Source organism: Acidovorax sp. SRB_14, from assembly GCF_012932145.1.
GTDB lineage: Bacteria > Pseudomonadota > Gammaproteobacteria > Burkholderiales > Burkholderiaceae_C > Simplicispira.
In genome coordinates, this window is record NZ_MWOK01000027.1 from 1 (window position 1) to 25,548 (window position 25,548).

The window sequence follows — 25,548 nt, forward strand, 5'->3', positions numbered from 1 at the left end:
GCGCCCCGGCCTGGCGCACCGGCCCCAGCGCCGCAAAGCCCGGGCCCTGCGGCTCGGCCAGCCACTGGCGCAGCACGTCGACGCCGGGCCGGGAGAGCACGCGCGCGCGCGCCGCCACCATGGCATGCTCGAGCGTCGGCGCGGGCGTCGCCGTGCTGCTGCCCGGCGGCAAGCGCGCGTGCATGTCGGCGATGCGCTGCGTGGTCAGCGGGTGGCTGCGCAGGTAGGGCCAGGAGCCGTTGTCGTTGAGGCGGTTGGCCTGCTGCAGCTTGTCGAACATGCTGACGAAGCCCTGCGGCGCAAAGCCGGCCGGCGCCATCAGGCCGTAGCCGATGCGGTCGGCCTCGCGCTCCATGTCGCGCGAGAAATTGAGCTGGTTCTGCATCGCCACGGCCTGCCCGCCCACCACCAGGGCCTGCGCGGCGTTCGGGCTCTTGCTGGCGGCCAATGCGCCCAGCACCATGGCGCCCAGCATCCAGGGCGTCTGGCGGCTTTGCTGCGACATCAGGCGCGAGATGTGGCGCTGCGTGACGTGGCTGAGCTCGTGTGCCAGCACCGAGGCGAGCTCGTCGCGGCTGGTGACCACGCCGATCAGGCCCAGGTGCACGCCGAGGTAGCCGCCGGGCAGCGCGAACGCGTTCACCGTGCGGTCGCGCCCGAGCAGCACCTCCCATGCAAAGCGCTCGTCGATTTCGGGCGAGAGCTCGCCGCGCGCGCGCGCCGCGTCCAGCAGCGACAGCCACAGGCCCTGCACATACTCGACCAGCACCGGGTCGTCGATGTAGTCGGGGTCGCGGTAAAGCTCGCGGATGATGCGGTCGCCGAGCCGGCGCTCGGCGCTCACGGTCATGTCGCCGCCGTCGCCGAGCGTGGGCAGGCTGGCCTGGGCGCGCGCGGGCACCGGCAGCAGCGCGCCAGATGCTATCAATAAAGAAGCTGCTAGGACAGATGCAGCAAGGGCCAGAGGCCATTTCGGCCTGAAACGTGGCGGGGCCATGGCGGCGTCGGACCCAAGACCATTCGGTGTGCGCTGGTGTGTCGGCATGAACGTATGATGCCCCGTCCCCCGAATGTTTCCCCACCGATTCACCCGGTTACCACCCCATGTCCGCACTCACCCACTTTGACGCCCAGGGCCAGGCCCACATGGTCGACGTTGCCGCCAAGGCCGCCACCCACCGCACCGCCATCGCCAGCGGCCGCATCGAAATGCTGCCCGCCACCCTGGCGCTGATCGAGGCCGGCACTGCCAAGAAGGGCGACGTGCTCGGCATCGCGCGCATCGCCGGCATCCAGGGCGCCAAGAAGACCAGCGATCTGATCCCGCTGTGCCACCCGCTCGCGCTGACCCGCGTCGCTATTGAATTCGAGGCTGCCAGCGCACGCCAGCCGGGCGCGACAGGCATATTGTGTACCGCCACGGTGGAAACCGTCGGCCCCACCGGCGTAGAAATGGAAGCCCTCACGGCCGTGCAGGTCGCCCTGCTCACCATCTACGACATGTGCAAGGCCGTGGACCGCGGCATGTCGATCCATGGCGTGCGCGTCGAGGAAAAACACGGCGGGAAGTCGGGCAGTTATGTGGCGCAGTGAGTGCGCCTAGCGCCTGGCGGCGCGGGCGCACCCGCGCGCCGGCCTTTTCCTTGCCGCACATCAAGCCATGCGGCCCTCCGGTCAGCGCCGATCGCGCTTTACGGGACAATACGCGCGAAGACGCTGCTGGGCACCAGGCAGCGCACTGCGGGGCCAGTCTTGCCGGCCCCGGCGCGCCACCCAGCCGCCGGAATCTGTTTCTCACACCCTCAGCCTACCCACCATGAGCGCATTTCTTGAAGAACGCGTGCTGTCGGTCCACCACTGGACCGACCGGCTTTTCAGCTTCACCACCACCCGCGACACCGCGCTGCGGTTCTCCAACGGCCACTTCACGATGATCGGGCTCAAGGTCAACGACAAGCCGCTGCTGCGCGCCTACAGCATCGTCAGCGCCAACTACGAGGAGCACCTCGAGTTCCTCAGCATCAAGGTGCCCGACGGCCCGCTCACCTCCAAGCTGCAGCACATCCAGGTGGGCGACACCATCGTCGTCGGCAAGAAGCCCACGGGCACGCTGCTGATCGACTATCTGCTGCCCGGCAAACGCCTGTACATGCTGTCCACCGGCACGGGCCTGGCGCCGTTCCTGAGCGTAATCCGCGACCCCGAGACCTATGAGAAGTTCGAGGAAGTGGTGCTGGTGCATGGCGTGCGCCACGCCAACGAACTGGCCTACCACGACTACCTGACGCAGGAGCTGCCCCAGCACGAGCTGCTCGGCGAGATGGTCACGGCCCAGCTCAAGTACTACCCGACGGTGACGCGCGAGCCGTTCCGCCACCAGGGCCGCATCACCGACCTGATCAAGAGCGGCAAGCTGTTTGCCGACCTGGGCCTGCCGCCGCTCGACCCGGTCACCGACCGCGTGATGCTCTGCGGCAGCCCCGAGATGCTGCACGACCTCAAGCACCTGCTCGAGCATGCCGACTTCGAGGAAGGCAACACCACGCGCCCAGGCGACTTCGTGATCGAGCGCGCGTTCGTCGAGAAATAAGACGGCCGCTGCGGGCGCCGGTGCCTGCGCGGCGCCGGTGCGGCCCGCGCGACTGAGCGTCTTTTGGGCTCCAAACGCTTGGTGGACAAGCGCCAGCAGCTATCAAACCAGAAGCACAGAACCCGTCAGGTTCCGCCCACGTACGGGTTGCTGGCGCGCTCGCGCCCGAACGTGCTCTCGGGGCCGTGGCCCGGAATGAACACCGTGGCGTCGCCCATCGGCCACAGGCGGCCGGTGATGCTGTCGATCAGCTGCTGGTGGTTGCCCTGCGGAAAATCGGTGCGGCCGATGCTGCCGGCAAACAGCACGTCGCCGACAAACGCGCGCCCGGTCTGTGGCGCATGGAACACCACATGGCCGGGCGTGTGGCCCGGGCAGTGGCGCACCTGCAGCGTCTCATCGCCGATCTGCACGCTGTCGCCGTCGTGCAGCCAGCGCGTGGGCGTGAAGGGCTGCGCGGGCGGAAAGCCGAACATCGCGCTTTGCTGCGGCAGGCCGTCGATCCAGAACTGGTCGCCCGGGTGCGGGCCGACGATGGGCAAGCACAGGCGCTCGGCCAGTTCGCCCGTGCCGCCCGCATGGTCGATGTGGGCGTGCGTGAGCCAGATCTGTTCGAGCGCGAGGCCCAGGCGCGCGACTTCGCCGAGCAGGGTGTCGAGGTCGCCACCGGGATCGATGACGGCGGCCTTCAGGGTGGCGTCGCACCAGACGATGGAGCAGTTCTGCTGGAACGGGGTGACGGGGACGGTGAGGTACTGGAGCATGGGCTGGCAGGGAGCGGACAAGAAAGCTTCACACTTCAACACATGACTTGAAAACGGTGCTGGCGGCATGTTGCGCAGAGCACAGCACCGTCTCAAATCGCGTTGAATGCAAACGGGTTTCAGCAGCGTACCACCGCTGCGCATGCGTCCAGGGAGGCAGTGGTTCACCCACGCCCGCCCGGGGTCTCGCCGATGTGTTGCTTGTCGGCAAACGCGCGCACCACGTCCAGGAAGGCCGACAGCACGGGCGAGGTGTCATCGCTGCGGTACAGGCAGCTGAGTTCGATGTCGCGCAGGTAGCGCGAGCGCAGCGGCCGGTAGACCACGCCCGGCAAGCGCAGGCTGGTGGCCGACTGGGTGGTGATGCAGCTGCCAAAGCCGCCCGCCACCAGGGCCACGCAGGTCAGCACATCCTCCACGGCCTGCACCACGTTCAGGCGGATGCCCTCGCGGTGAAACGCCGTGGCCACCTCCTGCGCCAGGCCGGGCAGCGGGGCGTTGGGGTAGACGATCATCGGCTCGCCATCGAGATCGCGCAGCGTGATCTCTGGCCGTGCACACAGCGGATGCGTCTCTGGCAGGCCGACCACCAGCGTTTCCTGCAACACGGCCAGCACCTCCAGGCCGGGCTCTGGGGCCACCAGCCGGTTGAAGCCGATGGTGATGCGGCGCTCGCGCAGCGCCTGCAATTGCTCGGCCTTCGTGAGGTTGTGCAGTTCGATGCGCACCTCGGGCCGCGCCCGGTGGAAGGCCGCCAGCAGCCGCGGGATCACGTCGAGCACGCCCGAGCCGAAGATGCCCACGTCGAGCTGGCCGATCAGGCCCTGCCCGGCGCGCTGCGCGCGTTCGCGCGCACGCAGCGCCAAAGCCAGGATGTTGGGCACCTCGTCCCGCAGCGTCTGGCCGGCGGCGGTCAACTCGACGCCCTTGGCGGTGCGCACGAACAGCGGGGTGCCGAGCTCGTCTTCCAGGCCGCGGATCTGCCGCGTCAGGGGCGGCTGCGCCATGTGCAAGCGCTCTGCGGCCCGCGTGAAGTTCAGCTCTTCACAGAGGGCCTGGAAGTACTTCATCTGCCGCAGGTCCATGTTTTTACCCCGTTTGTGAATACCTTAAAGGTATTGATTTTAGAGAATAAGGTATTGGACAGTATCGCAGGCGGTACCGTATCTTTGCGCCAGACCGCTGCGATAACTGCCCGAAACAGGGCTGGCCCGTGTGGCAGCAGCGGCATCCACCACAACACCAGCGAGACAAGACACATGGCGACACACCGGACTTTTTCCCGACCCAACGGCCTTTGCGCCGCGGTACTGCTGGCAGGCAGCTTGGTATGGGGCAGCGTGCATGCGCAGGCGCCGAAATACGCCCAGCGCCCGGTGAAGATGGTGGTGCCATTTGCCGCAGGCGGCGCGATCGATGCGATGGCACGCCCGGTCGCCGACGCGCTGGGCCGCGAGCTCGGCCAGACCGTGATCGTCGACAACAAGCCGGGCGCCGCCGGCAACATCGGCGCCGCGCTGGTGGCCAAGGCACCTGCGGACGGCTACACGCTGCTGGTGGGCACCTCGGCCACGCACGGCGCCAATCCTGCGATGTTTGCCAGCCTGCCCTACGACGCGGCGGCCGATTTCGAGCCCATCTCGCTGTGGGGCGCGGTGCCGAATGTGCTGGTGGTCAACGCGGCGCAGGGCGCGCGCTCGGTCCCCGAGCTGATCGAGGCAGCGCGGCGCGAGCCGGGCAAGCTGACCTACGGCTCGGCCGGCGCCGGCACCTCGCTGCACCTGGCCGGCGTGATGTTCGAAAAGGCCGCCAAGGTGCAGCTCGTGCATGTGCCCTACAAGGGCGGCGCGCCGGCATCGATGGACCTGCTGGGCGGCAACACGAACATGATGTTCGACACCATCTCCGTGGCCTTGCCAAATGTGCGCGCCGGCAAGTTGCGCGCCCTCGCGGTGGCCGCGCCCGAGCGCCACTTTGCGCTGCCCGATGTGCCGACTTTTGCCGAGCTCGGCCTGCCCAGCGTGGAAGCCGCCACCTGGGCCGGCGTGTTCGTTCCCAAGGGCACGCCCGCTGCCATCGTGCAGGAACTCAATGCCGCTTTTGCGCGCGTAATGGCGCAAAAGCCGGTGCAGGATGCGCTGCGTGCCAACGGCGTGCAGATCCAGTCGCTGCAGGGCGAGCGCTTTCGCACCTTCGTGAACGGCGAGATCAAGCGCTGGGGCGCCATGGTGCGCGAAGCCAAGATCACGCCCGAATGACCGCGCGCCGCACCCGCGCCGGCCTCCCCTTGCGTTCCACCACCGAAAGACTTCCATGATCCCTCCCCGCGTCAACGTCGATACCGTCCGCAAAGCCATGGGCGAATACGCCGACCCCGTGGCCAGCCGCGAAGAGCGCGGCCAGATCTACCAGGAGCTGCTCGGCTTCGTGCCGCCCCGCATCGAGGCGCGCCTGAACGTGACCGGCGCACTCGACCCGACGATGCTGGACCTGCAGGAGCAGATGCGCGCCCACGGCATGTACCCGAAAAGCTTCGACACCAAGACGGCGCAGCTGATGCTGTTCGGCATGCTGCTGATGGACGCGAGCGACGCGGCCATCCTTCACGGCATTGCGGCGCGCCGCGCCGGTGCCTCCTGGCACGAGATGCAGGACACGATCAACCTGTGCTTCCTGTTCCGCGGCCTGTCGGCCGCCAACCGGGGCGCCGAAATCCTCGCCAATATCGCCCAGCGCGAGCAGCAGGCGCCGCAGGACAAACCGGCCCAGGGCTGAACCAGCGCGGCCCCTTCCGACCAAGAGAGAGTGACATGCTAGAGCCCAAGATCCTGAACTTCATCAACGGCGAATTCGTCGCCACCAACAAGTGGTTCGACAACCGCACGCCCACCACCAACGCCGTCATCGGCCAGGTGGCCGAGGCCGGCAAGCCCGAGGTCGATGCCGCCGTGGCCGCCGCGCGCGCCGCACTCAAGGGCCCGTGGGGCGCGATGCCGCTGGCCAAACGCGTCGAGTTGCTCGAAGCCCTGGTGGCCGAGATCACGCGCCGCTTCGATGAATTCCTCGAAGCCGAGTGCGCCGACACCGGCAAGCCCAGGAGCCTCGCTTCGCACATCGACATTCCGCGCGGCGCCGCCAACTTCAAGGTGTTTGCCGACGTCGTGAAGAACGTGCCCACCGAGTTCTTCGAGATGGCAACGCCCGACGGCCGGGGCGCGATCAACTACGGCTACCGCAAGCCCGTCGGTGTGGTCGGCGTGATCTGCCCGTGGAACCTGCCGCTGCTTCTGATGACCTGGAAGGTCGGCCCGGCGCTGGCCTGCGGCAACACGGTGGTGGTCAAGCCATCCGAGGAAACCCCGCGCACCGCGGCGCTGCTCGGCGAGGTGATGAACAAGGTCGGTATCCCCAAGGGCGTCTACAACGTGGTGCACGGTTTCGGCCCCGGCTCGGCCGGTGAATTCCTGACCACGCACCCGGGCGTCGATGCGATCACCTTCACGGGCGAAACCCGCACCGGCGAAGTCATCATGAAGGCGGCCGCCAATGGCGCGCGCCCCGTGAGCCTGGAGATGGGCGGCAAGAACGCCGCCATCGTCTTTGCCGACGCCGATTTCGACGCCGCCATCGAGGGCACGCTGCGCTCGGCCTTCGTCAACAGCGGCCAGGTCTGCCTGGGCACCGAGCGGGTGTATATCGAGCGCCCGATCTTCGACAAGTTCGTCGCCGAGCTGAAGAAGCAGGTCGAGGGCTGGAAGATCGGCGTGCCCGAAGACACCGCCACCAAGCTGGGCCCGCTGATCAGCAAGGAGCACCAGGCCAAGGTGCTGTCGTACTACGCACTGGCCGTGGCCGAGGGCGCCACCGTGGTCACCGGCGGCGGCGTGCCCGACATGCCCGGCGAGCTGCAGGACGGCTGCTGGGTGCAGCCCACGATCTGGACCGGCCTGCCCGAGACGGCGCGCGTGATCCAGGAAGAAATCTTCGGCCCCTGCTGCCACATCGCGCCGTTCGACAGCGAAGACGAGGTGCTGGAAAAGGCCAACGACAACGTCTACGGCTTGGCGACCGCCATCTGGACCAAGGACCTGTCGCGCGCGCACCGCGTCGCGCAGCGCATGGAGGTCGGCATCTCCTGGGTCAACAGCTGGTTCCTGCGCGACCTGCGCACGCCGTTCGGCGGCTCCAAGCAATCGGGCATCGGCCGCGAGGGCGGCGTGCATTCGCTGGAGTTCTACACCGAACTCCAGAACGTCTGTATCAAGCTCTGAATTTGAATAAAAAAGGCTTCTGGCGCTTACTGGGTAAGCGCTGATAGCTATTAAATCAATAGTAATCATGAACACCACACAGATCGAATCCCTGGGTGACGAGCTCTACGAAGCGCTGCAGGCGCGCCGCACGGTGGCGCCGCTCACCAGCCGGCACCCCGACATCACCATCGAACACGCCTACGCGATCCAGCAGCGCATGCTCGCGCGCCGCCTGGCCGCCGGCGAGCGCGTGGTCGGCAAGAAGATCGGCGTGACCAGCGCCGCCGTGATGAACATGCTCGGCGTGTTCCAGCCCGACTTCGGCTGGCTCACCGACGCCATGGTCTACAACGAAGGCCAGGCCATCCCCGCCAACACCCTGATCCAGCCCAAGGCCGAGGGCGAGATCGCCTTCATCCTGAAGAAGACCCTGAAGGGCCCCGGCGTCACCGCCGCCGATGTGCTGGCCGCCACCGAGGGCGTGATGGCCTGCTTCGAGATCGTCGATTCGCGCATCCAGGACTGGAAGATCCAAATCCAGGACACCGTGGCCGACAACGCCAGCTGCGGCGTGTTCGTGCTGGGCGACCGGCTGGTCGATCCGCGCGACGTCGACCTGGCCACCGTCGGCATGGTGCTGGAGAAGAACGGCGAGATCGTCGCCACCGGCGCCGGCGCCGCCGCCCTGGGCCACCCGGCCAATGCCGTGGCCTGGCTGGCCAACACGCTGGGCGCGCACGGCATCGCGCTCGAAGCCGGCGAGGTCGTGCTCTCGGGCTCGCTCGGCATCATGGTCCCGGTCACGGCCGGCGACAACCTGCGCGTGACCATGGGCGGCATCGGCGGCTGCTCCGTTCGTTTCGTCTGAAGGAAAAACTCCCATGTCCCGAAAAATCAAATGCGCCCTGATCGGGCCCGGCAACATCGGCACCGACCTGCTGGCCAAGCTGCAGAGGAGCAGCGTGCTCGAACCCGTGTGGATGGTCGGCATCGACCCGGAGTCCGATGGCCTCAAGCGCGCCCGTGAAATGGGCATCAAGACCGCCTCGGACGGGGTCGACGGCCTCATCCCGCACATGAAAGCCGACGGCGTGCAGATCGTCTTTGACGCCACCAGCGCCTACGTGCACGCGGAAAATTCGCGCAAGGTAAACGAGCAGGGCGCGCTGATGATCGACCTCACGCCCGCGTCCATCGGCCCGTTTTGCGTGCCGCCGGTCAACCTCAAGGAGCACCTGGGCCAGGGCGCAATGAACGTCAACATGGTCACCTGCGGCGGCCAGGCCACGATTCCCATGGTCGCGGCGGTTTCCCGCGTGCAGGCCGTGGCCTATGGCGAAATCGTGGCCACCGTGTCGTCCAAGTCGGTCGGCCCCGGCACGCGCAAGAACATCGACGAATTCACCCGCACCACGGCCGGTGCGGTCGAGCAGGTGGGCGGCGCCAAGAAGGGCAAGGCCATCATCATCGTCAACCCGGCCGAGCCGCCGCTGATCATGCGCGACACCGTGCACTGCCTGACCGAGGAAGAGCCCGACCAGGCCGCCATCACGGCGTCCATCCACGACATGATCCGCGAAGTGCAGAAGTACGTGCCCGGCTACCGCCTGGTCAATGGCCCGGTGTTCGACGGCAAGCGCGTGAGCGTGTTCCTCGAGGTCGAGGGCCTGGGCGACTACCTGCCCAAGTACGCCGGCAACCTGGACATCATGACCGCCGCCGCCGCCCGCACGGCCGAGATGTTCGCCGAAGAAATCCTGGCCGGTTCGCTCACGCTTGAACCTGTGCCCGCGTAAAGAGACCGCACATGACCAACACACTCCAAGGCAAAAAAGTCCGCCTGCACGACATGACGCTGCGCGACGGCATGCACCCCAAGCGCCACCTGATGACGCTGGAACAGATGAAGACCATCGCCTGCGGCCTGGACGCTGCGGGCATGCCGCTGATCGAGGTCACCCATGGCGACGGCCTGGGCGGCAGCTCGGTGAACTACGGCTTTCCCGCGCACACCGACGAGGAATACCTCGGCGCGGTGGTTCCGCTGATGAAGAACGCCAAGGTCTCGGCCCTGCTGATCCCCGGCATCGGCACCGTCGACCACTTGCGCATGGCGTACGACCTGGGCGTGCACACCATCCGCGTGGCCACGCACTGCACCGAGGCCGACGTCAGCGAGCAGCACATCGGCATGGCGCGCCAGCTCGGCATGGACACCGTGGGCTTTTTGATGATGAGCCACATGAACAGTGCCGAGGGCCTGGTCACGCAGGCCAAGCTCATGGAAAGCTATGGCGCCAACTGCATCTACATCACCGACTCGGCCGGCCACATGCTGCCGCACGACGTGACGGAAAAGCTCGGCGCCGTGCGCCAGGCCCTGAAGCCCGACACCGAGCTGGGCTTTCATGGCCACCACAACCTGGCCATGGGCGTGGCCAACAGCCTGGCCGCCATCGAGGTGGGCTGCAGCCGCATCGACGCGGCCGCCGCGGGCCTGGGCGCCGGTGCCGGCAACACGCCGATGGAAGTGCTGGTGGCCGTGTGCGACCGCATGGGCATCGCAACCGGCGTCGACGTCTTCAAGATCCAGGACGTGGCCGAAGACCTGGTGGTGCCGATCATGGACTTCCCGATCCGCATCGACCGCGACGCGCTCACGCTCGGCTATGCGGGCGTGTACGGCTCGTTCCTGCTGTTCGCCAAGCGTGCGAGCGTGAAGTACGGCGTGCCGGCGCGCGAAATCCTCGTCGAGATGGGCCGCCGCGGCATGGTCGGCGGCCAGGAAGACATGATCGAAGACACCGCGCTCACGCTGGCCAAGGCGCGCGGACTGCAAGTGGCTTGAAGGACAAGAACATGGCATTGAACGCATCCACCCTCGACCAGCTTGCCGAACTGCTGGAAAACTGCCAGCTCCAGGCGCAAGACACGCTCAAGATCACGGACTCGCACCCCGACATGGACTGGGACGACGCCTACGCCGTGCAGGACCGCATCCTGGCGCGCAAGCGCGCGCGCGGCGCCCGCGTGGTCGGCTACAAGGCGGGCCTGACCTCGCACGCCAAGATGCAGCAGATGGGCGTGACCGACCCGGTGTTCGGCTTCCTGGTCGACGAGTTCGTCGTGGCCGAAGGCGCCGAGATCCAGGTCAGCGACCTGATCCATCCCAAGGTCGAGCCCGAGATCTGCTTCATCACGCGCACCGAGCTCAAGGGCCCCGGCTGCCACATCGGCGCCGTGCTGGCCGCCAGCGACGTGGTGCTGCCCGGCATCGAGGTCATCGACAGCCGCTACCGCGATTTCAAATTCGACCTCAAGAGCGTGGTGGCCGACAACACCTCGGCCGCGCGCTTCGTGGTCGGCGGCCGCATTGCATCGGCGCGCGACGTGGACCTGCGCACGCTCGGCGTGGTGCTCGAGAAAAACGGCCAGGCCGTGGCGCTGGGCGCCGGCGCCGCGGTGCTCGGGCACCCTGCCGCCGCCGTCGCCATGCTGGTCAACCACCTGGGCCGGCGCGGCCAGTCGCTGCCGGCCGGCTCGCTGGTGCTCTCGGGCGGCATCACCGAGGCGGTGTCGGTGCAGGCGGGCGACAACATCACGCTGCGCATCCAGAACCTGGGCAGCGTGTCGGTTCGTTTTGTGTGATAGAAAAGAAAGGCAGAAAAATGCAACGGAGACAAATCATCGCCGCCGGCGTGGGCGCCGCCCTGTCGGCCCCGCTGGCCACCTGGGCGCAGGACGCCTGGCCCTCCAAACCGGTCAGGCTGATCGTGCCGTTTCCGCCGGGCGGACCGACCGACGTGATGGGCCGCACGGCGGCCAAGGTCATGGCCGAGAAGCTGGGCCAGCCCTTCGTGGTCGAAAACAAGGCCGGCGCGGGCGGCAACATCGGCACCGAGGCCGTCGCCAAGGCGGCCACCGATGGCTACACCATCGGCCTGTCGGCGATCAGCAGCCTGGCCATTGCGCCACACCTGTACGCCAAGGTGCCGTTCTCGGTCGAGAAGGACTTTGCGCCGATCTCGCTCGTGGGCACTTCGCCGTGCGCCATCGTCGTGCACCCGACCGCGCCGTTCAACGACCTCAAGGGCCTGGTGGCCTATGCCAAGGCCAACCCGGGCAAGCTCAACTACGCGACCTCGGGCATCGGCACCAGCAACCACCTGGCGGCCGAACTGCTGCAGGCGACGGCGGGCATCCAGCTCACCAGCGTGCCGTACAAAGGCTCCAGCCAGATCGTGCCGGACCTGCTCTCGGGCATGGTCATGATGAGCATGGAAAGCTCGCTGGCCACCACGCTGCAGCACATCAAGGCCGGCAAGCTCAAGCCGATCGCCGTGACATCGGCCAAGCGCTCGCGCGCGCTGCCAGAGGTGCCGACGATTGCCGAGTCGGGCTACCCGGGCTTCGAGGTCGAGACCTGGTTCGGACTGGTCGCGCCCGCGGGCACGCCGCGCGCCATCGTGGACAAGCTCCAGGCCGCCTGGCGCGACGGCTCGAAGATGCCCGAGGCCATCAGCGCGTTCGATGCCATCTCGGCCGACATCCGCGTGCAGACACCGGCGCAGTTTGCGGACTTCATGCGCACCGAGAACGTGCGCTGGGGCGAGCTGATTCGCAAGCTGGGCATCAAGCTCGACTGACCCCGGGCGACGACATTCAAGGAAGCCACCATGCCATTTGCCCAGATTTACATGATCGAAGGCCGCACCACCGAGCAGAAGAAAGCCGTGATCGAAAAGGTCACAGAGGCCCTGCACCAAGCCGTCGGTGCCCCCAAGGAAAACGTGCGCGTGTGGATCCACGACGTGCCCAAGGAGAACTGGGGCATTGCGGGGATCAGCGCCCAGGAACTCGGGCGCTGAGCGCCGGCGCACCAGGCTCATTCCTGTTTTGATAGCGTGTAGCGCTTGCTGGGCAAGCGTTACACGCTGTTTTTATTGGAAACCCCCGGCACCCCGCCAACTCACAGCATGAAGTCGTACTCCAGCGTGATGGGCGCATGGTCCGAGAATTTCTCGTCCTTGTAGATGTGTTCGCTGCGCGCCAGCGCGGCGACGGCGGGCGTCGCCAGGTGGTAGTCGAGGCGCCAGCCGACGTTCTTGGCATAGGCCTGGCCGCGGTTGCTCCACCAGGTGTAGGCGGTGTCGGTGGCGTCGGGCCGCAGATGGCGGTAAACGTCGACCAGGCCGCCGCTGTCATCGCTTGTGTGCAACAACTTTGTCATCCAGGCGCGCTCCTCGGGCAGGAAGCCGCTGTTCTTCTGGTTGCTGCGCCAGTTCTTCAGGTCGATCTGCTGGTGCGCGATGTTGATGTCGCCGCAGAGGATGAATTCGCGCTCGGCCTTGGCGCGCATCAGGTGCGGGTGGAACTCGTCGAGGAAGCGGAACTTGGCCAGCTGGCGCTCCTCGCCCGACGAGCCGCTCGGGAAGTAGGCGCTGATGATGGAGAGCTTGCGCGCCGGCGTGTCAAAGCGCAGCTCGAGGTAGCGCCCCTCGGCGTCGAACTCGGGCGAGCCGTAGCCGATGTGCACGTCGCTGGGCTCGTGGCGCGTGTAGATGCCGACGCCCGAATAGCCCTTTTTCTGCGCAAAATGGAAATGCCCCTGCAGGCCCGCGAGCCGTTCGAACTTGCCCTGCACATCGGCCGCCTGGGCCTTGACCTCCTGCACGCAAATACAATCCGGCCGTGTTGCGGCAATCCAGGCTTCCACGCCCTTGCTGGTGGCGGAGCGGATGCCGTTGAGGTTGAGGCTGGTTAACTTGAACAAGGAATTTCCCATGGTTGGTAGCGCGCAGTCAGCAGAGCAGGACCGTTTGGCGCAGGATTTTGTGCGTTTTGCCGTGGAGTCGGGGGTGTTGCGCTTTGGCGAATTCAAGACCAAGGCGGGGCGCATGAGCCCGTATTTCTTCAACGCGGGTCTGTTCGACGACGGCGCGAAGATGGGTCGGCTGGCCGAATTCTATGCAAAAGCGCTGCTGGCCAGCGGCACCGAGTTCGACATGGTGTTCGGCCCGGCCTACAAGGGCATTCCGCTGGCCGCCACGGTGGCGGTGGAGCTGGCGCGCCAGGGCCGCAATGTGCCGTTTGCCTACAACCGCAAGGAGGCCAAGGACCATGGCGAGGGCGGCACGCTGGTGGGCGCGCCGCTGCACGGGCGGGTGCTGATCATCGACGACGTGATGTCGGCCGGCACGGCCGCGCGCGAATCGATTGCGCTGATCGAGGCGGCGGGCGCCACGCCCCACGCGATGGCGATTGCGCTCGATCGCCAGGAGATGGCCACGGAGAATGGCCGCGACGTGGCACACAGCGCGGTGCAGTACGTGCGCGGCCAGCTGGGCCTGCAGGTGTGTGCGATCGCCACGCTGGCAGACTTATTGCATTACCTCGCGCACAGCGAGGGCGGCGGCGAGATGGCCGCACACCACGAACGGGTGCTGGCCTACCGCCAGCGCTATGGCGTCAACGAGGAAGGACCCACCCATTGAACAGCAAACTGTGCCGCCCGGCATGGACCCGGGCCATGGCCGGCGCGCTTCTGGCGGGCCTGTGCATGGCCGCGGCGGCGCAGCAGCCAGCGCAGACGCCCGCCAGCATCTACACCTGTGTGGACAAAGCCGGGCGCAAGCTCACGTCCGACCGCCCGATCAGCGAGTGCATCGACCGCGAGCAGCGCGAACTGGGGCCGTCGGGCACGGTGCGCCGCGTCATCGGCCCGACCCTGACGGACCATGAGCGCGCCGCCCTCGACGTGCAGCGCCGCAAGGCGCAGGAAGAGCTCCACCGCCTCCAGGAAGAGCGCCGCCGCGAGCGCGTGCTGGTGGCGCGCTACCCCGACCAGGCCGCGCACGACGCCGAGCGCATGGCGGCCCTGGCGCTGGTGGACGAGGTCAGCGACGCGGCCTCCACGCGCATTCTCGCGCTGCGCCAGCAGCGCAAAGCGCTCGACCAGGAGATGGAGTTCTACCGCAAGGACCCGGCCAAGGCGCCGATGAAACTGCGCCGGCAGCTCGCCGAGAACGACGAAGGCGTCCAAGAGCAGCAGCGCTTTCTGGCCGCGCAGGAGCAGGAAAAAGGCCGTGTGAACCAGCGCTTCAACGCCGAACTGGCGCAGCTCAGGCGCCTGTGGGCGGCGCAGAATGTGCCGCTGGGCACGTTGCCCGCAGCCGATGCGGCGGCTTCTGCGCTCGCACCCGCGCTGCGCTGACCGTGGCGGGGGCGCAGGCGCCCGGCCTGCACCACGTTCCCCTGGTTGCTCTCAGCCGCCCAGGCGCGCGCGCAGCAGGTCGGTGGCCTGCTGCGGATTGGCCTTGCCCTTGCTGGCCTTCATGACCTGGCCGACCAGCGCATTGAACGCCTTGTCCTTGCCGGCCTTGAACTGCTCGACGTTGCCGGGGTTGGCGGCGATCACCTCGTCGACGATCTTCTCGAGCGCGCCGGTGTCGTTCATCTGCTTGAGGCCCTTGGCCTCGATGACGGCGTCCACGTCCGCGGCGTCGCCGCTCCACAGCGCTTCGAACACCTGCCGCGCGGCATTGTTGGAGACGGTGCCGTCGGCAATGCGCCCGACCAAGTGGCCCAGCTGCGCGGCGCTGACGGGGGCGGCGTCGATGCCCGCATCCTGCAGGTTCAACCGGCGCGAGACCTCGCCCATGATCCAGTTGCTGGCCAGCTTGGCCTGGCCGCTGGCGCGCGCGGCCTGCTCGAAATACGCCGCCATGGCCTTGCTCTGCGTGAGGATCGTGGCGTCGTACTCGGGCAGGCCGTAGTCCTGCACGAAACGCGCGGCCATCACGCGCGGCAGCTCGGCCATCTCGGCACGCACGCGCTCGACCCATTCGGGCGCCACCACCAGCGGTGGCAGGTCGGGGTCGGGGAAGTAGCGGTAGTCGGCCGCGTCTTCCTTGGTGCGCATGGCGCGCGTCTCGCCCGTGTCGGGGTTGAACAGCACGGTGGCCTGCTGGATCGCGCGGCCGTCCTCGATCTCTTCGATCTGCCAGCGGATCTCGTAGTCGATCGCCTGCTGCATGTTCTTGAACGAGTTCAGGTTCTTGATCTCACGGCGCGTGCCCAGCGGCTGGCCCGGCTTGCGCACCGAAACGTTGGCGTCGCAGCGGAACGAGCCTTCCTGCATGTTGCCGTCGCAGACACCGATCCAGGTCACGAGCTTGTGCAGCTCGCGCGCATAGGCGACTGCCTCTTCGGACGAGCGCATGTCGGGCTCGGTCACGATCTCGAGCAGCGGCGTGCCGGCGCGGTTGAGGTCGATGCCGCTCATGCCGTGGAATTCCTCGTGCAGCGACTTGCCGGCGTCTTCTTCGAGGTGGGCGCGCACCAGGCGCACGGTTTTCTTCTCTTCGCCGAGCAGGAACGAGAGCTCGCCGCCCTGCACCACCGGGATCTCGAACTGGCTGATCTGGTAGCCCTTGGGCAGGTCCGGGTAGAAGTAATTCTTGCGCGCGAAAATGCTCACCGGCGCAATGGTGGAGCCGACGGCCAGTCCCAATTTGATAGCACAGGCGACGGCCTCGCGGTTCATCACCGGCAGCGTGCCGGGCAGCGCCAGGTCGACGGCGCAGGCCTGGGTGTTGGGCTCGGCGCCAAAGGCCGTGGAGGCGCGACTGAAGATCTTGCTCTGCGTGGCAAGCTGGGCGTGGGTCTCGAAGCCGATCACGACTTCGTAGCCCTGGATGAGTTTGGCGGTGGTCATGGCTGGGCACCCTGCGGCTGTTGCAGGTGGAAGTCGGTGGCCTGCTGGAAGCGGTGCGCCGCGTTCAACAGCCGGGCTTCGGCGAAGTAGTTTCCGATCAGCTGCAGGCCGACGGGCATGCCGCCGGCGCCAAAGCCGGCCGGAATGCTCATGCCCGGCAGGCCTGCCAGGGACGCCGGCAGCGTGAAGATGTCGGCGAGATAATCGGCCAGCGGGTCGCTGCCGTGCTCTCCCAGCTTCCAGGCCACGGTGGGCGCCACCGGGCCGGCGATCAGGTCGCAGTCCTGGAAGGCGCGCTGGAAGTCGTCGGCGATCATGCGGCGGATTTTTTGCGCCTGCAGGTAGTAGGCGTCGTAGTAGCCGTGCGAGAGCACGTAGGCACCGGTCATGATGCGGCGCTTGACCTCGTCGCCGAAACCTTCGGCACGGGTCTTCTTGTACATGTCTTCGAGGTCGGTGAAGTCGCGGGCGCGGTGGCCGAACTTCACGCCGTCAAAGCGGCTCAGGTTCGAGCTGGCCTCGGCCGGGGCAATGATGTAGTAGACCGGAATCGACAGCTCGGTGCGCGGCAGGCTGATGGGCACGAGCCGGGCGCCCAGCTTTTCGTATTCGCCCAGCGCGGCATCGACGGCGCCACGCACATCGGGGGCCAGGCCGCCGCCAAAGAACTCTTTGGGAATGCCGATGCGCAGGCCGTCGAGCGGATCGTTCAGCGTGCGGCTGAAGTCCTCGGAGGGCATGTCGAGCGATGTCGAGTCGCGGTCCAGATCGGGGCCGCACATGGTGCTCAGCAGCAGCGCGCAGTCTTCGGCGCTGTGCGCCATGGGGCCGGCCTGGTCGAGGCTGGAGGCAAAGGCCACCATGCCATAGCGCGACGCCCGGCCGTAGGTGGGTTTGATGCCGGTGATGCCGCAAAAGCTGGCCGGCTGGCGGATCGAGCCGCCGGTGTCGGTGCCGGTCGCGGCCGGCACGAGGCGCGCGGCCACGGCGACGGCGCTGCCGCCGGACGACCCGCCGGGGATGCGCGCGGTGTCCCAGGGGTTGCGCACCGGCGCGGGCGCACCAAAGCCCACGGGCGCCACGGCCGAGTTCTCGTTGGCCGAACCCATCGCGAACTCGTCGCAATTGAGCTTGCCGAGCGTCACGGCGCCGGCCTCGGCCAGGCGCGTGACCACGGTGGCGTCGAACGGCGAGCGGTAGCCCACCAGCATGCGCGAGCCGGCCGTGGTGGGAAAGTCGCGCGTGACGAAAATGTCCTTGTGCGCGAGCGGCACGCCCTCGAGCGGGCCGGCCGTGCCTGCGGCGATGCGCGCGTCGGCCGCGCGCGCCTGGGCCAGCGTGGCGGCTTCGTCGATGGCGACAAAGGCGCCCAGCGACTGGTGGCTGCGCGCGCGCGCCAGAAAATGCTGGGCCGTTTCGGTGGCGCTCACGCGCTTCTCGCGCAGCGCGGCCGCGAGGGCGGCAACGCCGAGCGCGTGCAGGGGGGGTTGGGTTGAAGTCATGCGGGGCTCATTCGATCACTTTGGGCACCAGAAACAGGCCCCGCTCGACGGCCGGGGCGCTGCGCTGGTTGGCTTCGCGCTGGTCGGGCTCGCTGGCCACGTCCGCGCGCAGGCGCAAGGCCACGCTCTGGATGGTCGCCACCGGGTGCGCCAGGGGCTCGATGCCCCCGGTGTCGACCGCGCGCATTTGCTCGACGGTGTCGAAAAAGCCGTTCAACTGAACGAGCATGCGCCCACTTTCTGCGGGGCTGAGTTCCAGCCGCGCCAGATGGGCGATGCGATCGATGTCCTGGGGGGTCAATGCCATGGGAAAGAAAACGCGTCAGAAACCGGATGTAAAGCTGTGACCTGGCACAGGCCAGCGAGAGGCAATCACAGGGGATGCGTTATTATCCCGCCTTTGCCGCAATAGCCTCGAAACCGCCGGTCATTGTGCGAAAAAGAGCCCATTTTGACCCCCAAAACCCGGCGATGGCAGGCCGACGTGCATGCTGTGCCCGAGAGGATTTTTGAATGTTCGGAGCTTTCCGTCGGTATTTCTCCACCGATCTCGCCATCGACCTTGGCACCGCCAACACCCTGATCTTCGCCCGCGACAAGGGCATCGTGCTCGACGAACCTTCGGTCGTCGCGATCCGCCATGAAGGCGGTCCCCACGGCAAGAAAGTCATCCAGGCCGTGGGCCGCGAGGCCAAGGCCATGCTCGGCAAGGTGCCCGGCAACATCGAGGCCATCCGCCCGATGAAAGATGGCGTGATCGCCGACTTCATCATCACCGAGCAGATGATCAAGCAGTTCATCAAGATGGTGCACCCGCGCACCCTGCTCACCCCCAGCCCGCGCATCATCATCTGCGTGCCTTGCGGCTCGACGCAGGTCGAGCGCCGCGCCATCAAGGACGCGGCCGAAGCCGCTGGCGCCACCGCCGTCTACCTGATCGAGGAACCCATGGCCGCCGGCATCGGCGCGGGCCTGCCGGTGTCCGAGGCCTCGGGCTCCATGGTGGTCGACATTGGCGGCGGCACGACCGAAGTCGGCGTGATTTCGCTCGGCGGCATGGTCTACAAGGGCAGCGTGCGCGTGGGCGGCGACAAGTTCGACGAGGCCATCATCAGCTACATCCGCCGCAACTACGGCATGCTGATCGGCGAGCCCACGGCCGAGGCCATCAAGAAGAACATCGGCTCGGCCTTCCCGGGCTCCGAGGTCAAGGAGATGGAAGTGCGTGGCCGCAACCTCAGCGAAGGCGTGCCGCGCAGCTTCACCATTTCCTCCAACGAAGTGCTCGAAGCGCTGACCGAGCCGCTCAACCAGATCGTCTCTGCGGTCAAGAACGCGCTCGAACAGACCCCGCCCGAGTTGGGCGCCGACATCGCCGAGCGCGGCATGATGCTCACGGGGGGTGGCGCGCTGCTGAGCGACCTGGACCGCCTGCTGGCCGAGGAAACCGGCCTGCCCGTGCTGGTGGCCGAAGACCCGCTGACCTGCGTGGTGCGCGGCTGCGGCATTGCGCTGGAGCGCATGGACCGCTCGGGCGGCATCTTCACCAGCGAATGAAGCACCGGGGCCTGTGGATAGCCCCCCTGCACCGCGCGACCGCATGACCGTTCCTGTCTTGTCTCCCGCCGAGCACGCGCTGGCCATGGCCGTGCGCGGCGCTGACTGAGCGCCCCTGCCATGCCGCTGGGCACACTGGACCGCACCACCCCTTCCTTTCTCCGGCAGGGGCCGTCGGCCTTGTCGCAGATCGTCCTGTACAGCGCGTTGGCGCTGTTTTTGATGGTGGCCGACGCACGCTTCCAGGTCACCGGCCCGCTGCGCCAGGCGGTGGCCACCGTGCTTTACCCGGTGCAGTGGCTGATGCTGCGCCCGGTGGAGTGGGCCCACCTGGGCGCCGGCTACTTCCAGTCCCTGCAAAGCGCCCAGGCCGAAGCCGATGCGGCGCGCGCGGCGCTGGTGCTCCAGTCGCAGCGCGCCACCCAGGCCGACCAGCTGCTGCAAGAGAACGCGCGCTTGCGCAACCTGCTGGCGCTGCGCGCACGCCTGGACGCACCGTCCCAGGCGGCGCAGATCCTCTATGACGCCCCGGACCCCTACACCCGCCGCGTGGTGGTGGACCGCGGCCAGATGGAAGGCGTCGAGCTGGGCGCGCCGGTGCTCGACGAGTCCGGCATCCTGGGCCAGGTCACGCGCGTGCACCCTTTCCTCAGCGAGGTGACGCTGCTGGTGGACCGCGACCAGGCCATCCCGGTGCTCAACATCCGCACCGGCGCGCGCGGCGTCGCGTATGGCGACCCGGTCGCCAGCCACGGCGGCGGCATGGAGCTGCGCTTCATGTCGGCCAATGCCGATGTGCAGGAGGGCGACATGCTGACCACCAGCGGCATGGACGGCGTGTACCCGCCCGGCCTGCCGGTGGCCCGCGTGGTCCGCGTGGAGCGCCGCGCCGACTCGGCCTTCGCCCGCATTTACTGCAAGCCCATGGCCCAGATCGATGGCGCGCGCCACGTCATGCTGCTCACCCCCGTGACCGGACAGGTGCCCCCGCGGCCCGCGCCGGCGCCGTCCGTTCCGGCCAAGAAGGGCCGCAAATGAGGCGCCTGCCCCACCCCGCCGCGGCCACGGCCCAGGGAGGCCGGCCATGATCATGCCGCGCGGGCAGCCCCTGCTGCTGCCGGTCAACCCGGTGTTCATTGCGGCCAGCCTGGCGGCCGCGTTGGCGTTCAACATGCTGCCGCTGGGGCGCGTGCCGTGGATGCCCGACGTGCTGATGGTCCTGCTGGCGTTCTGGGGCGTGCACCAGCCCGCGCGGGTGGGCATGGGCGTGGCGTTTGTGCTGGGCCTGTGCATGGACGTGCACGAGGCGGCCCTGCTCGGGCAGCACGCGCTGGCCTACGCGGCGCTGATGTACGGCACGCACCTCACGCACCGGCGCGTGCTGTGGTTTGGCGTCTGGCCGCAGGCGCTGCAGATGACCGGCCTGTTCGCGGTGGCGCACGCGCTGCAGCTGCTGGTGCGGCTGCTCTCGGGCGGGCTGTTTCCGGGCTGGAGCCTGCTGGCGGCGCCCGTGGCCGAGGCCCTGCTGTGGCCACTGGTCAGCTGGGTGCTGCTGGCACCCCAGCGCCGCCCACCGGACCGCGACCAGAACCGGCCGCTGTGACCATGGACCGCAGCGCTCTCCTGCCAAGGCGCCAGCCATGACCGAGCTGCGCAACACGGAGGCAGACGCCTCGCGCTTTCGGCTGCGCGCCGTCGTGGTCGGCGCGGTGGTGTTCCTGGCGTTTTGCCTGCTGGTGGCGCGCCTGTTCTTCTTGCAGGTGGTGCGCCACGAGGACCTGGCCGAGCAGGCCGAGAGCAACCGCACGGCCATCGTGCCCATCGTGCCCAACCGCGGACTCATCCTGGACCGCAACGGCGTCGTGCTGGCGACCAACTATGCCGCCTACACGCTCGAGATCACGCCGTCCAAGGCCGGCGCGCTCGAAGACACCCTCAATGCGCTGGCCGAGGTGGTGGACATCCAGCCGCGCGACCGGCGCAAGTTCAAGCGCCTCATGGACGAGTCGCGCAACTTCGAGTCGCTGCCCATCCGCACGCGCCTGACCGACGAGGAGGTGGCGCGCTTCACGGCGCAGCGCTACCGCTTTCCGGGCGTCGACGTGAAGGCGCGGCTGTTTCGCAACTACCCGCTGGGCGAGGTGGCGAGCCACGCGATCGGCTACATCGGGCGCATCAACCAGAAAGAAAAAGCCGCGATCCAGGAGTCGGACGAAGAGGCCAACTACCGCGGCACCGACCACATCGGCAAGCTCGGCGTGGAACAAAGCTACGAGGCGCAGCTGCACGGCCTCACGGGTGTCGAACAGATGGAGACCTCGGCCGGCGGGCGCGCGGTGCGCCGGCTCAACAGCTTCCCGGCCTCGCCGGGCCACACCGTGATGCTGTCGCTGGACATCAAGCTGCAGAAGATGGTGGAGGACCTCTACGGCGAGCGCCGCGGCGCGCTGGTGGCGCTGGACCCGAGGAACGGCGAGGTGCTGGCGCTGGCGTCCAAGCCCACGTTTGACCCCAACCTGTTCGTCGATGGCATCGACCAGGAAAACTGGCAGGCGCTCAACGAGTCGATCAACAAGCCGCTGCTGAACCGTGCGCTGCGCGGCACCTACCCGCCGGGCTCCACTTACAAGCCCTTCATGGCGCTGGCGGCGCTGGAGCTGGGCAAGCGTGGCGCGAACGTGGTGGTGAACGACCCCGGCTACTACAGCTACGGGGGGCGGAACTTCCGCAGCCACGAGGGCGGCCTGGGCGGCGTGGACATGCACCGCGCCATCCAGTATTCGAGCAACACCTACTTCTATTCGCTGGCCGTGGAGATGGGCGTGGACGCCATCCACGACTTCATGGCGCCGCTGGGCTTCGGGCAGATCACGGGCATCGACCTGGGCGGCGAGCTGCGCGGCGTGCTGCCCAGCACCGAGTGGAAGCGAAATGCCTATAAGCGTCCGGAGGCCAAGCGCTGGTACTCGGGCGAGACGGTGTCGCTGGGCATCGGCCAGGGCTACAACAACTTCACCATGCTGCAGCTGGCCATGGCCCAGGCGACGCTGGCCAACGGCGGCACGCGCTACCGCCCGCACCTGATCAAGGCGATCAAAGACCCGATCACGGGCGCCGTCACCAAGGTGGCGCAGCCCCCGGGCAAGCCCCTGGGCTACGAGCGGCGGCACGTGGAGGTCGTCCTCAATGCGCTCAAGGCGGTGAACGAGGCCGGCACGGGCCGGCGCGTGTTCGCCGGCGCCCCCTACACCTCGGGCGGCAAGACGGGCACGGCCCAGGCCATCAGCCTCGGGCAAAACGTGAAATACAACGCCAGGCTGCTGACCGAATACCAGCGCGACCACTCGCTGTTCATCGCCTTCGCGCCCGTGGAAGACCCCAAGATCGCGGTGGCCTTGATCGTGGAAAACGCGGGCTTTGGCTCTGCCGCGGCCGCGCCCATCGTGCGGCGCGTGTTCGACTACTGGCTGCTCGGCCAGTACCCGAGCGAGGAGGATCTGGCCGCCGTCGCCAAGGGGCAGGGCGGCCCGCCCATCGGCACGCCGCGCCGCGCGCAGGACGTGCCGCTGCCCGCGGTCGCGGCGCACTGAGCGCCGCGGGCAGGCGGCGCGTTCAGGCCGTGGCCGCCGGTGCGGCGCGCGGCGGCTGCCACTGGCTCAGGATCAGGGCCGCCACGATCAGCGCTGCGCCGGCCAGACCGGCCGCGCCCAGCCGCTCGCCGATCAGTGCCCAGGCAGTGGCGGCGGCGAACACCGGCTCCAGGCCGAAGACGATGGCGCTGCGCATCGCATCCACGCGCTGCTGGCCCCAGGCCTGCAGGGTGACCACCAGCACACTGGCCACCAGCCCCAGATACACCAGCGCGACCAGCGCCTCGCCGTGCAGCGCGGCGAGGGCCTGCAGCGTCGGCGCCGCGCCGCCGTGGCGCGCCAGCACCAGCGTCCCGGCGGCCACGCACATCACCACCGCCTGCACGGCCGCCAGCCGCGTGGCGCGCAGCGGCGCGTGCGCGGTGCGGCGCGCGCATTCCTCCAGCGCCAGGATGTAGATGGCATAGAACAGCGTGCTGGCCAGGGTCAGCGTGTCGCCCAGATTCCAGGGCTCGTTCTCATGGAACATGAGCACCATGCCGGCCAGCGCCAGCGCACACGCGGCCCACAGCGCCCAGCCGTAGCGCCGTCCCAGCAGCGCCATGGCGATCAGCGGCACCACCAGTACGTTGAGCCCGGTCACAAAGGCGTTGCGGTTGCTGCTGGTGCGCGCCAGGCCCTCGATCTGCAGCCAGAACGCCAGGAACAGCAGCAGGCCCAGCAACAGGCCCCAGCGGCGCTCGCGCGCGCGCAGGCCGCGCAGCAGCGGCGCCAGCACCACGAGGGCGATGGCAAAGCGCGCCCAGATGATCTGCAGCGCATCGAGGTGCGCGGACAGCATCTTCATCGCGGGAAAGGTGGTGCCCCATACAGCCACCACGACCAGCAGGGCCGCCAGGCCCTGGCGTTCAGTGTGCATGTGGATCGTTCAAAAACAGGAGCTGCCGGCGCGCTAGGGTTGGTGATTTCGGCATCAAAAGATGCGGAAGCGTCCACATACAGAGCGCTGGCAGCTCCTGGATCAAGAGCAACACATCAGGCGCCCAGCCGCCCGATGAAGGCGCGGATGCGGTCGTTGCCAGGGTTGTTGAAGAAGTCCGCGGGCGGCGCGTCGTGGGCGATCCGGCCCTGGTCGAAGAACAGCACGCGGTCGGCCACCTCGCGCGCAAAGCCCATCTCGTGCGTCACGACGACCATGGTCATGCCGCCGCGTGCCAGCTCGCGCATCACGTCGAGCACCTCTTGCACCATCTCGGGGTCGAGCGCGGACGTGGGCTCGTCGAACAGCATGACCTTGGGCGCCATCGCCAGCGCGCGCGCAATGGCCACACGCTGCTGCTGGCCGCCCGATAGCTGCCACGGGTACTTGTGCGCATGCTCGTGCATGCCCACGCGGCGCAGCAGGGCCATGGCCTGCGCGTTGGCCTGGGCGCGCGCGGTGTGGCGGATGCGCCGCGGCGCCAGCGTCACGTTGTCGAGCGCGCTCAGGTGGCCGAACAGGTTGAACTGCTGGAACACCATGCCGACCTCGCAGCGCTGCAGCTGCAGGGTGCGCGGGTCGTCGGTGACCTCCACGCCGTCGATGCGGATGCTGCCGCTGTCGTGCGGTTCGAGGCGGTTGATGGCGCGCAGCAGGGTGCTCTTGCCCGAGCCTGAGGCGCCGATGATGGCGGTGACCTCGCCGGTGTTGAAGTGCGTCGAGACGTCGCGCAGCACCTGGTGCGGGCCAAACGACTTGCACACGTGCTCGGCGACGATGTAGGGCGTGGGTGCGCTCATGGGGCACGGCCTTCCACGTCGAAGCGGTATTCGACCGCGTTGGAGATTTGCGTCACCAGCGTGGTCAGCAGCAGGTAGGTCACGGCCACGGTCGAGAGCGTGGCGATCGGCTGGAACGTCGCCGACTGGATGCGGTTGCCGACGTTGGTCAGCTCGACCACGCCGATGGCGTAGGCCAGCGACGAGTCCTTGAGCAGGGCGACGAAGTTGCTCACCAGCGGCGGCAGCGAGATCTTGAAGGCCTGCGGGAACACCACGTCGAAGAACACATGCACGCGCCCCAGGCCCAGCGCGCGCGCAGCCTCGGTCTGGCCGCGCGGCACGGCCAGCAGGCCGGCGCGCACGGCTTCCGAGTTGTAGGCGCCGACGTTCAGGCCCAGCGCCAGCACGGCAGCGGCGAAGTCGGGCAGGTTCAGCCCCGGCACCAGCGCCGGCAGCGCAAAGTAGACGAACAGGATCTGCACCAGCAGCGGCGTGCCGCGGATGACCCAGATATAGAAGCTGGCCACCCAGCGCAGCGCCCGCCAGGGCGAGGTGCGCGCGAGCGCGGCGCTGGTGCCCAGCACCAGCCCGAGGCTGCCGCTGATCAGCGTCAGCCACAGCGTGGTGCGCGCGCCGTCGGAAAACGCCTGGGCGTTGGAGCCGATGGGCTCAGGAAGGAACGAGAGCAGCCGGCCCAGCAGGGCCAGCGCGAGCACCATCAGGAGGAGGGCCGAAACCAGCGTGGCGTTGCTGCGTTGCTGGCGGCTCCAGTGGTGCGGCCAAAGTGCGATGAGCATGGAGTGGCGTCAAGCGTC

The 25,548-nt window shown here is 68.0% G+C and carries 27 protein-coding genes; 17 read left to right on the plus strand and 10 right to left on the minus strand.

Annotated features, from left to right (window positions below):
• The coding region (locus tag B2J86_RS15755; RefSeq protein ID WP_173026073.1) for a M48 family metalloprotease at positions 1 to 997 on the minus strand (997 nt) is incomplete at its 3' end.
• 107 nt (positions 998 to 1,104) lie between these two features.
• On the opposite strand from B2J86_RS15755, the gene moaC reads away from it, so the two are divergent.
• Both moaC and B2J86_RS15765 read left to right on the plus strand, forming a co-directional pair.
• Positions 1,105 to 1,593, plus strand: coding sequence for a cyclic pyranopterin monophosphate synthase MoaC (moaC, locus tag B2J86_RS15760; RefSeq protein WP_173026074.1), 489 nt, complete (start codon positions 1,105 to 1,107; stop codon positions 1,591 to 1,593).
• Positions 1,594 to 1,816: 223 nt separating this feature from the next.
• Positions 1,817 to 2,590, plus strand: a complete 774-nt coding sequence (locus B2J86_RS15765; protein ID WP_169170660.1) for a ferredoxin--NADP reductase — start codon at positions 1,817 to 1,819, stop codon at positions 2,588 to 2,590.
• Positions 2,591 to 2,715: 125 nt separating this feature from the next.
• On the opposite strand, the gene B2J86_RS15770 is transcribed toward B2J86_RS15765, so the two are convergent.
• Both B2J86_RS15770 and B2J86_RS15775 read right to left on the minus strand, forming a co-directional pair.
• Positions 2,716 to 3,354: an MBL fold metallo-hydrolase gene (locus B2J86_RS15770; RefSeq protein WP_173026075.1), complete on the minus strand. Its 639-nt coding sequence runs from the start codon at positions 3,352 to 3,354 to the stop codon at positions 2,716 to 2,718.
• A 164-nt stretch (positions 3,355 to 3,518) separates the two neighbouring features.
• Positions 3,519 to 4,439, minus strand: a complete 921-nt coding sequence (locus B2J86_RS15775; protein WP_173026076.1) for a LysR substrate-binding domain-containing protein — start codon at positions 4,437 to 4,439, stop codon at positions 3,519 to 3,521.
• 174 nt (positions 4,440 to 4,613) lie between these two features.
• Here B2J86_RS15775 and B2J86_RS15780 point away from each other — a divergent pair, with 174 nt between their 5' ends.
• The 9 genes from B2J86_RS15780 to B2J86_RS15820 all read left to right on the plus strand — a co-directional run bounded on the left by B2J86_RS15780 (position 4,614) and on the right by B2J86_RS15820 (position 12,475).
• Positions 4,614 to 5,612: a tripartite tricarboxylate transporter substrate binding protein gene (locus B2J86_RS15780; RefSeq protein WP_169636734.1), complete on the plus strand. Its 999-nt coding sequence runs from the start codon at positions 4,614 to 4,616 to the stop codon at positions 5,610 to 5,612.
• Positions 5,613 to 5,667: 55 nt separating this feature from the next.
• A complete protein-coding gene (locus B2J86_RS15785; protein WP_169170656.1) occupies positions 5,668 to 6,129 on the plus strand; it encodes a carboxymuconolactone decarboxylase family protein in 462 nt (153 codons plus the stop codon).
• Between the two features lie 35 nt (positions 6,130 to 6,164).
• Entirely contained in the window at positions 6,165 to 7,625 is a 1,461-nt protein-coding gene (locus B2J86_RS15790) for a 2-hydroxymuconic semialdehyde dehydrogenase (protein WP_173026077.1), read from the plus strand.
• 67 nt (positions 7,626 to 7,692) lie between these two features.
• Positions 7,693 to 8,475 (plus strand): 2-oxopent-4-enoate hydratase, encoded by a 783-nt coding sequence (dmpE, locus tag B2J86_RS15795; RefSeq protein WP_173026078.1) that lies wholly within the window; start codon positions 7,693 to 7,695, stop codon positions 8,473 to 8,475.
• A gap of 13 nt (positions 8,476 to 8,488) precedes the next feature.
• The gene (locus B2J86_RS15800; protein ID WP_173026079.1) at positions 8,489 to 9,403 is read left to right on the plus strand and encodes an acetaldehyde dehydrogenase (acetylating); all 915 of its coding nucleotides are present in this window, start codon (positions 8,489 to 8,491) and stop codon (positions 9,401 to 9,403) included.
• 11 nt (positions 9,404 to 9,414) lie between these two features.
• Complete coding sequence (dmpG, locus tag B2J86_RS15805) at positions 9,415 to 10,455, plus strand: 4-hydroxy-2-oxovalerate aldolase (RefSeq protein ID WP_169169781.1); 1,041 nt, start codon at positions 9,415 to 9,417, stop codon at positions 10,453 to 10,455.
• Between the two features lie 11 nt (positions 10,456 to 10,466).
• Positions 10,467 to 11,255 (plus strand): 2-oxo-3-hexenedioate decarboxylase, encoded by a 789-nt coding sequence (gene dmpH / locus B2J86_RS15810; protein WP_169169782.1) that lies wholly within the window; start codon positions 10,467 to 10,469, stop codon positions 11,253 to 11,255.
• A 20-nt stretch (positions 11,256 to 11,275) separates the two neighbouring features.
• The gene (locus B2J86_RS15815) at positions 11,276 to 12,253 is read left to right on the plus strand and encodes a tripartite tricarboxylate transporter substrate binding protein (protein ID WP_173026080.1); all 978 of its coding nucleotides are present in this window, start codon (positions 11,276 to 11,278) and stop codon (positions 12,251 to 12,253) included.
• Between the two features lie 30 nt (positions 12,254 to 12,283).
• Complete coding sequence (locus tag B2J86_RS15820) at positions 12,284 to 12,475, plus strand: 2-hydroxymuconate tautomerase (RefSeq protein WP_169169784.1); 192 nt, start codon at positions 12,284 to 12,286, stop codon at positions 12,473 to 12,475.
• A 101-nt stretch (positions 12,476 to 12,576) separates the two neighbouring features.
• Here B2J86_RS15820 and B2J86_RS15825 read toward each other — a convergent pair whose 3' ends face one another.
• Complete coding sequence (locus B2J86_RS15825) at positions 12,577 to 13,380, minus strand: exodeoxyribonuclease III (protein WP_169169785.1); 804 nt, start codon at positions 13,378 to 13,380, stop codon at positions 12,577 to 12,579.
• Positions 13,381 to 13,390: 10 nt separating this feature from the next.
• Between B2J86_RS15825 and pyrE the strand changes: the two genes are divergently transcribed.
• Positions 13,391 to 14,101, plus strand: coding sequence for an orotate phosphoribosyltransferase (pyrE, locus tag B2J86_RS15830; RefSeq protein ID WP_169169786.1), 711 nt, complete (start codon positions 13,391 to 13,393; stop codon positions 14,099 to 14,101).
• A 35-nt stretch (positions 14,102 to 14,136) separates the two neighbouring features.
• Entirely contained in the window at positions 14,137 to 14,820 is a 684-nt protein-coding gene (locus tag B2J86_RS15835; RefSeq protein WP_371736587.1) for a DUF4124 domain-containing protein, read from the plus strand.
• A gap of 51 nt (positions 14,821 to 14,871) precedes the next feature.
• Here B2J86_RS15835 and gatB read toward each other — a convergent pair whose 3' ends face one another.
• Genes gatB through gatC form a run of 3 tightly spaced genes read right to left on the minus strand, consistent with a single transcriptional unit; the run spans position 14,872 to position 18,132 of the window.
• Entirely contained in the window at positions 14,872 to 16,323 is a 1,452-nt protein-coding gene (gene gatB, locus B2J86_RS15840; RefSeq protein ID WP_173026081.1) for an Asp-tRNA(Asn)/Glu-tRNA(Gln) amidotransferase subunit GatB, read from the minus strand.
• Positions 16,320 to 17,825, minus strand: coding sequence for an Asp-tRNA(Asn)/Glu-tRNA(Gln) amidotransferase subunit GatA (gene gatA, locus B2J86_RS15845; protein WP_173026082.1), 1,506 nt, complete (start codon positions 17,823 to 17,825; stop codon positions 16,320 to 16,322). The genes gatB and gatA overlap by 4 nt, the downstream gene beginning before the upstream one ends.
• Before the next feature lie 7 nt (positions 17,826 to 17,832).
• Positions 17,833 to 18,132: an Asp-tRNA(Asn)/Glu-tRNA(Gln) amidotransferase subunit GatC gene (gatC, locus tag B2J86_RS15850; RefSeq protein WP_169169789.1), complete on the minus strand. Its 300-nt coding sequence runs from the start codon at positions 18,130 to 18,132 to the stop codon at positions 17,833 to 17,835.
• A 206-nt stretch (positions 18,133 to 18,338) separates the two neighbouring features.
• Here gatC and B2J86_RS15855 point away from each other — a divergent pair, with 206 nt between their 5' ends.
• The 4 genes from B2J86_RS15855 to mrdA all read left to right on the plus strand — a co-directional run bounded on the left by B2J86_RS15855 (position 18,339) and on the right by mrdA (position 22,972).
• Positions 18,339 to 19,382 carry a rod shape-determining protein gene (locus B2J86_RS15855; RefSeq protein ID WP_169169790.1) on the plus strand — a complete coding sequence of 348 codons (1,044 nt, stop codon included), beginning with the start codon at positions 18,339 to 18,341 and terminating at the stop codon, positions 19,380 to 19,382.
• 120 nt (positions 19,383 to 19,502) lie between these two features.
• Positions 19,503 to 20,420, plus strand: coding sequence for a rod shape-determining protein MreC (gene mreC / locus B2J86_RS15860; RefSeq protein ID WP_169169791.1), 918 nt, complete (start codon positions 19,503 to 19,505; stop codon positions 20,418 to 20,420).
• A gap of 46 nt (positions 20,421 to 20,466) precedes the next feature.
• The gene (gene mreD / locus B2J86_RS15865) at positions 20,467 to 20,985 is read left to right on the plus strand and encodes a rod shape-determining protein MreD (RefSeq protein ID WP_169169792.1); all 519 of its coding nucleotides are present in this window, start codon (positions 20,467 to 20,469) and stop codon (positions 20,983 to 20,985) included.
• 37 nt (positions 20,986 to 21,022) lie between these two features.
• Positions 21,023 to 22,972, plus strand: coding sequence for a penicillin-binding protein 2 (mrdA, locus tag B2J86_RS15870; RefSeq protein WP_173026083.1), 1,950 nt, complete (start codon positions 21,023 to 21,025; stop codon positions 22,970 to 22,972).
• A 22-nt stretch (positions 22,973 to 22,994) separates the two neighbouring features.
• Here mrdA and B2J86_RS15875 read toward each other — a convergent pair whose 3' ends face one another.
• The 3 genes from B2J86_RS15875 to B2J86_RS15885 all read right to left on the minus strand — a co-directional run bounded on the left by B2J86_RS15875 (position 22,995) and on the right by B2J86_RS15885 (position 25,530).
• Complete coding sequence (locus B2J86_RS15875; RefSeq protein WP_173026084.1) at positions 22,995 to 23,891, minus strand: DMT family transporter; 897 nt, start codon at positions 23,889 to 23,891, stop codon at positions 22,995 to 22,997.
• Between the two features lie 116 nt (positions 23,892 to 24,007).
• On the minus strand, positions 24,008 to 24,751 hold the full coding sequence (locus tag B2J86_RS15880) for an amino acid ABC transporter ATP-binding protein (protein ID WP_169169795.1): 744 nt from the start codon (positions 24,749 to 24,751) through the stop codon (positions 24,008 to 24,010).
• On the minus strand, positions 24,748 to 25,530 hold the full coding sequence (locus B2J86_RS15885; RefSeq protein WP_173026085.1) for an amino acid ABC transporter permease: 783 nt from the start codon (positions 25,528 to 25,530) through the stop codon (positions 24,748 to 24,750). Before B2J86_RS15885 ends, B2J86_RS15880 begins: the two co-directional genes overlap by 4 nt.
• Positions 25,531 to 25,548 lie beyond the last annotated feature (18 nt).

Coding starts and splice junctions, on each gene's coding strand:
- moaC (WP_173026074.1), top strand. CDS start 1,105: ATGTCCGCACTCACCCACTTTGACGCCCAGGGCCAGGCCCACATGGTC.
- B2J86_RS15765 (WP_169170660.1), top strand. CDS start 1,817: ATGAGCGCATTTCTTGAAGAACGCGTGCTGTCGGTCCACCACTGGACC.
- B2J86_RS15770 (WP_173026075.1), bottom strand. CDS start 3,354: ATGCTCCAGTACCTCACCGTCCCCGTCACCCCGTTCCAGCAGAACTGC.
- B2J86_RS15775 (WP_173026076.1), bottom strand. CDS start 4,439: ATGGACCTGCGGCAGATGAAGTACTTCCAGGCCCTCTGTGAAGAGCTG.
- B2J86_RS15780 (WP_169636734.1), top strand. CDS start 4,614: ATGGCGACACACCGGACTTTTTCCCGACCCAACGGCCTTTGCGCCGCG.
- B2J86_RS15785 (WP_169170656.1), top strand. CDS start 5,668: ATGATCCCTCCCCGCGTCAACGTCGATACCGTCCGCAAAGCCATGGGC.
- B2J86_RS15790 (WP_173026077.1), top strand. CDS start 6,165: ATGCTAGAGCCCAAGATCCTGAACTTCATCAACGGCGAATTCGTCGCC.
- dmpE (WP_173026078.1), top strand. CDS start 7,693: ATGAACACCACACAGATCGAATCCCTGGGTGACGAGCTCTACGAAGCG.
- B2J86_RS15800 (WP_173026079.1), top strand. CDS start 8,489: ATGTCCCGAAAAATCAAATGCGCCCTGATCGGGCCCGGCAACATCGGC.
- dmpG (WP_169169781.1), top strand. CDS start 9,415: ATGACCAACACACTCCAAGGCAAAAAAGTCCGCCTGCACGACATGACG.
- dmpH (WP_169169782.1), top strand. CDS start 10,467: ATGGCATTGAACGCATCCACCCTCGACCAGCTTGCCGAACTGCTGGAA.
- B2J86_RS15815 (WP_173026080.1), top strand. CDS start 11,276: ATGCAACGGAGACAAATCATCGCCGCCGGCGTGGGCGCCGCCCTGTCG.
- B2J86_RS15820 (WP_169169784.1), top strand. CDS start 12,284: ATGCCATTTGCCCAGATTTACATGATCGAAGGCCGCACCACCGAGCAG.
- pyrE (WP_169169786.1), top strand. CDS start 13,391: ATGGTTGGTAGCGCGCAGTCAGCAGAGCAGGACCGTTTGGCGCAGGAT.
- B2J86_RS15835 (WP_371736587.1), top strand. CDS start 14,137: ATGGCCGGCGCGCTTCTGGCGGGCCTGTGCATGGCCGCGGCGGCGCAG.
- gatB (WP_173026081.1), bottom strand. CDS start 16,323: ATGACCACCGCCAAACTCATCCAGGGCTACGAAGTCGTGATCGGCTTC.
- gatA (WP_173026082.1), bottom strand. CDS start 17,825: ATGACTTCAACCCAACCCCCCCTGCACGCGCTCGGCGTTGCCGCCCTC.
- gatC (WP_169169789.1), bottom strand. CDS start 18,132: ATGGCATTGACCCCCCAGGACATCGATCGCATCGCCCATCTGGCGCGG.
- B2J86_RS15855 (WP_169169790.1), top strand. CDS start 18,339: ATGTTCGGAGCTTTCCGTCGGTATTTCTCCACCGATCTCGCCATCGAC.
- mreC (WP_169169791.1), top strand. CDS start 19,503: ATGCCGCTGGGCACACTGGACCGCACCACCCCTTCCTTTCTCCGGCAG.
- mreD (WP_169169792.1), top strand. CDS start 20,467: ATGATCATGCCGCGCGGGCAGCCCCTGCTGCTGCCGGTCAACCCGGTG.
- mrdA (WP_173026083.1), top strand. CDS start 21,023: ATGACCGAGCTGCGCAACACGGAGGCAGACGCCTCGCGCTTTCGGCTG.
- B2J86_RS15875 (WP_173026084.1), bottom strand. CDS start 23,891: ATGCACACTGAACGCCAGGGCCTGGCGGCCCTGCTGGTCGTGGTGGCT.
- B2J86_RS15880 (WP_169169795.1), bottom strand. CDS start 24,751: ATGAGCGCACCCACGCCCTACATCGTCGCCGAGCACGTGTGCAAGTCG.
- B2J86_RS15885 (WP_173026085.1), bottom strand. CDS start 25,530: ATGCTCATCGCACTTTGGCCGCACCACTGGAGCCGCCAGCAACGCAGC.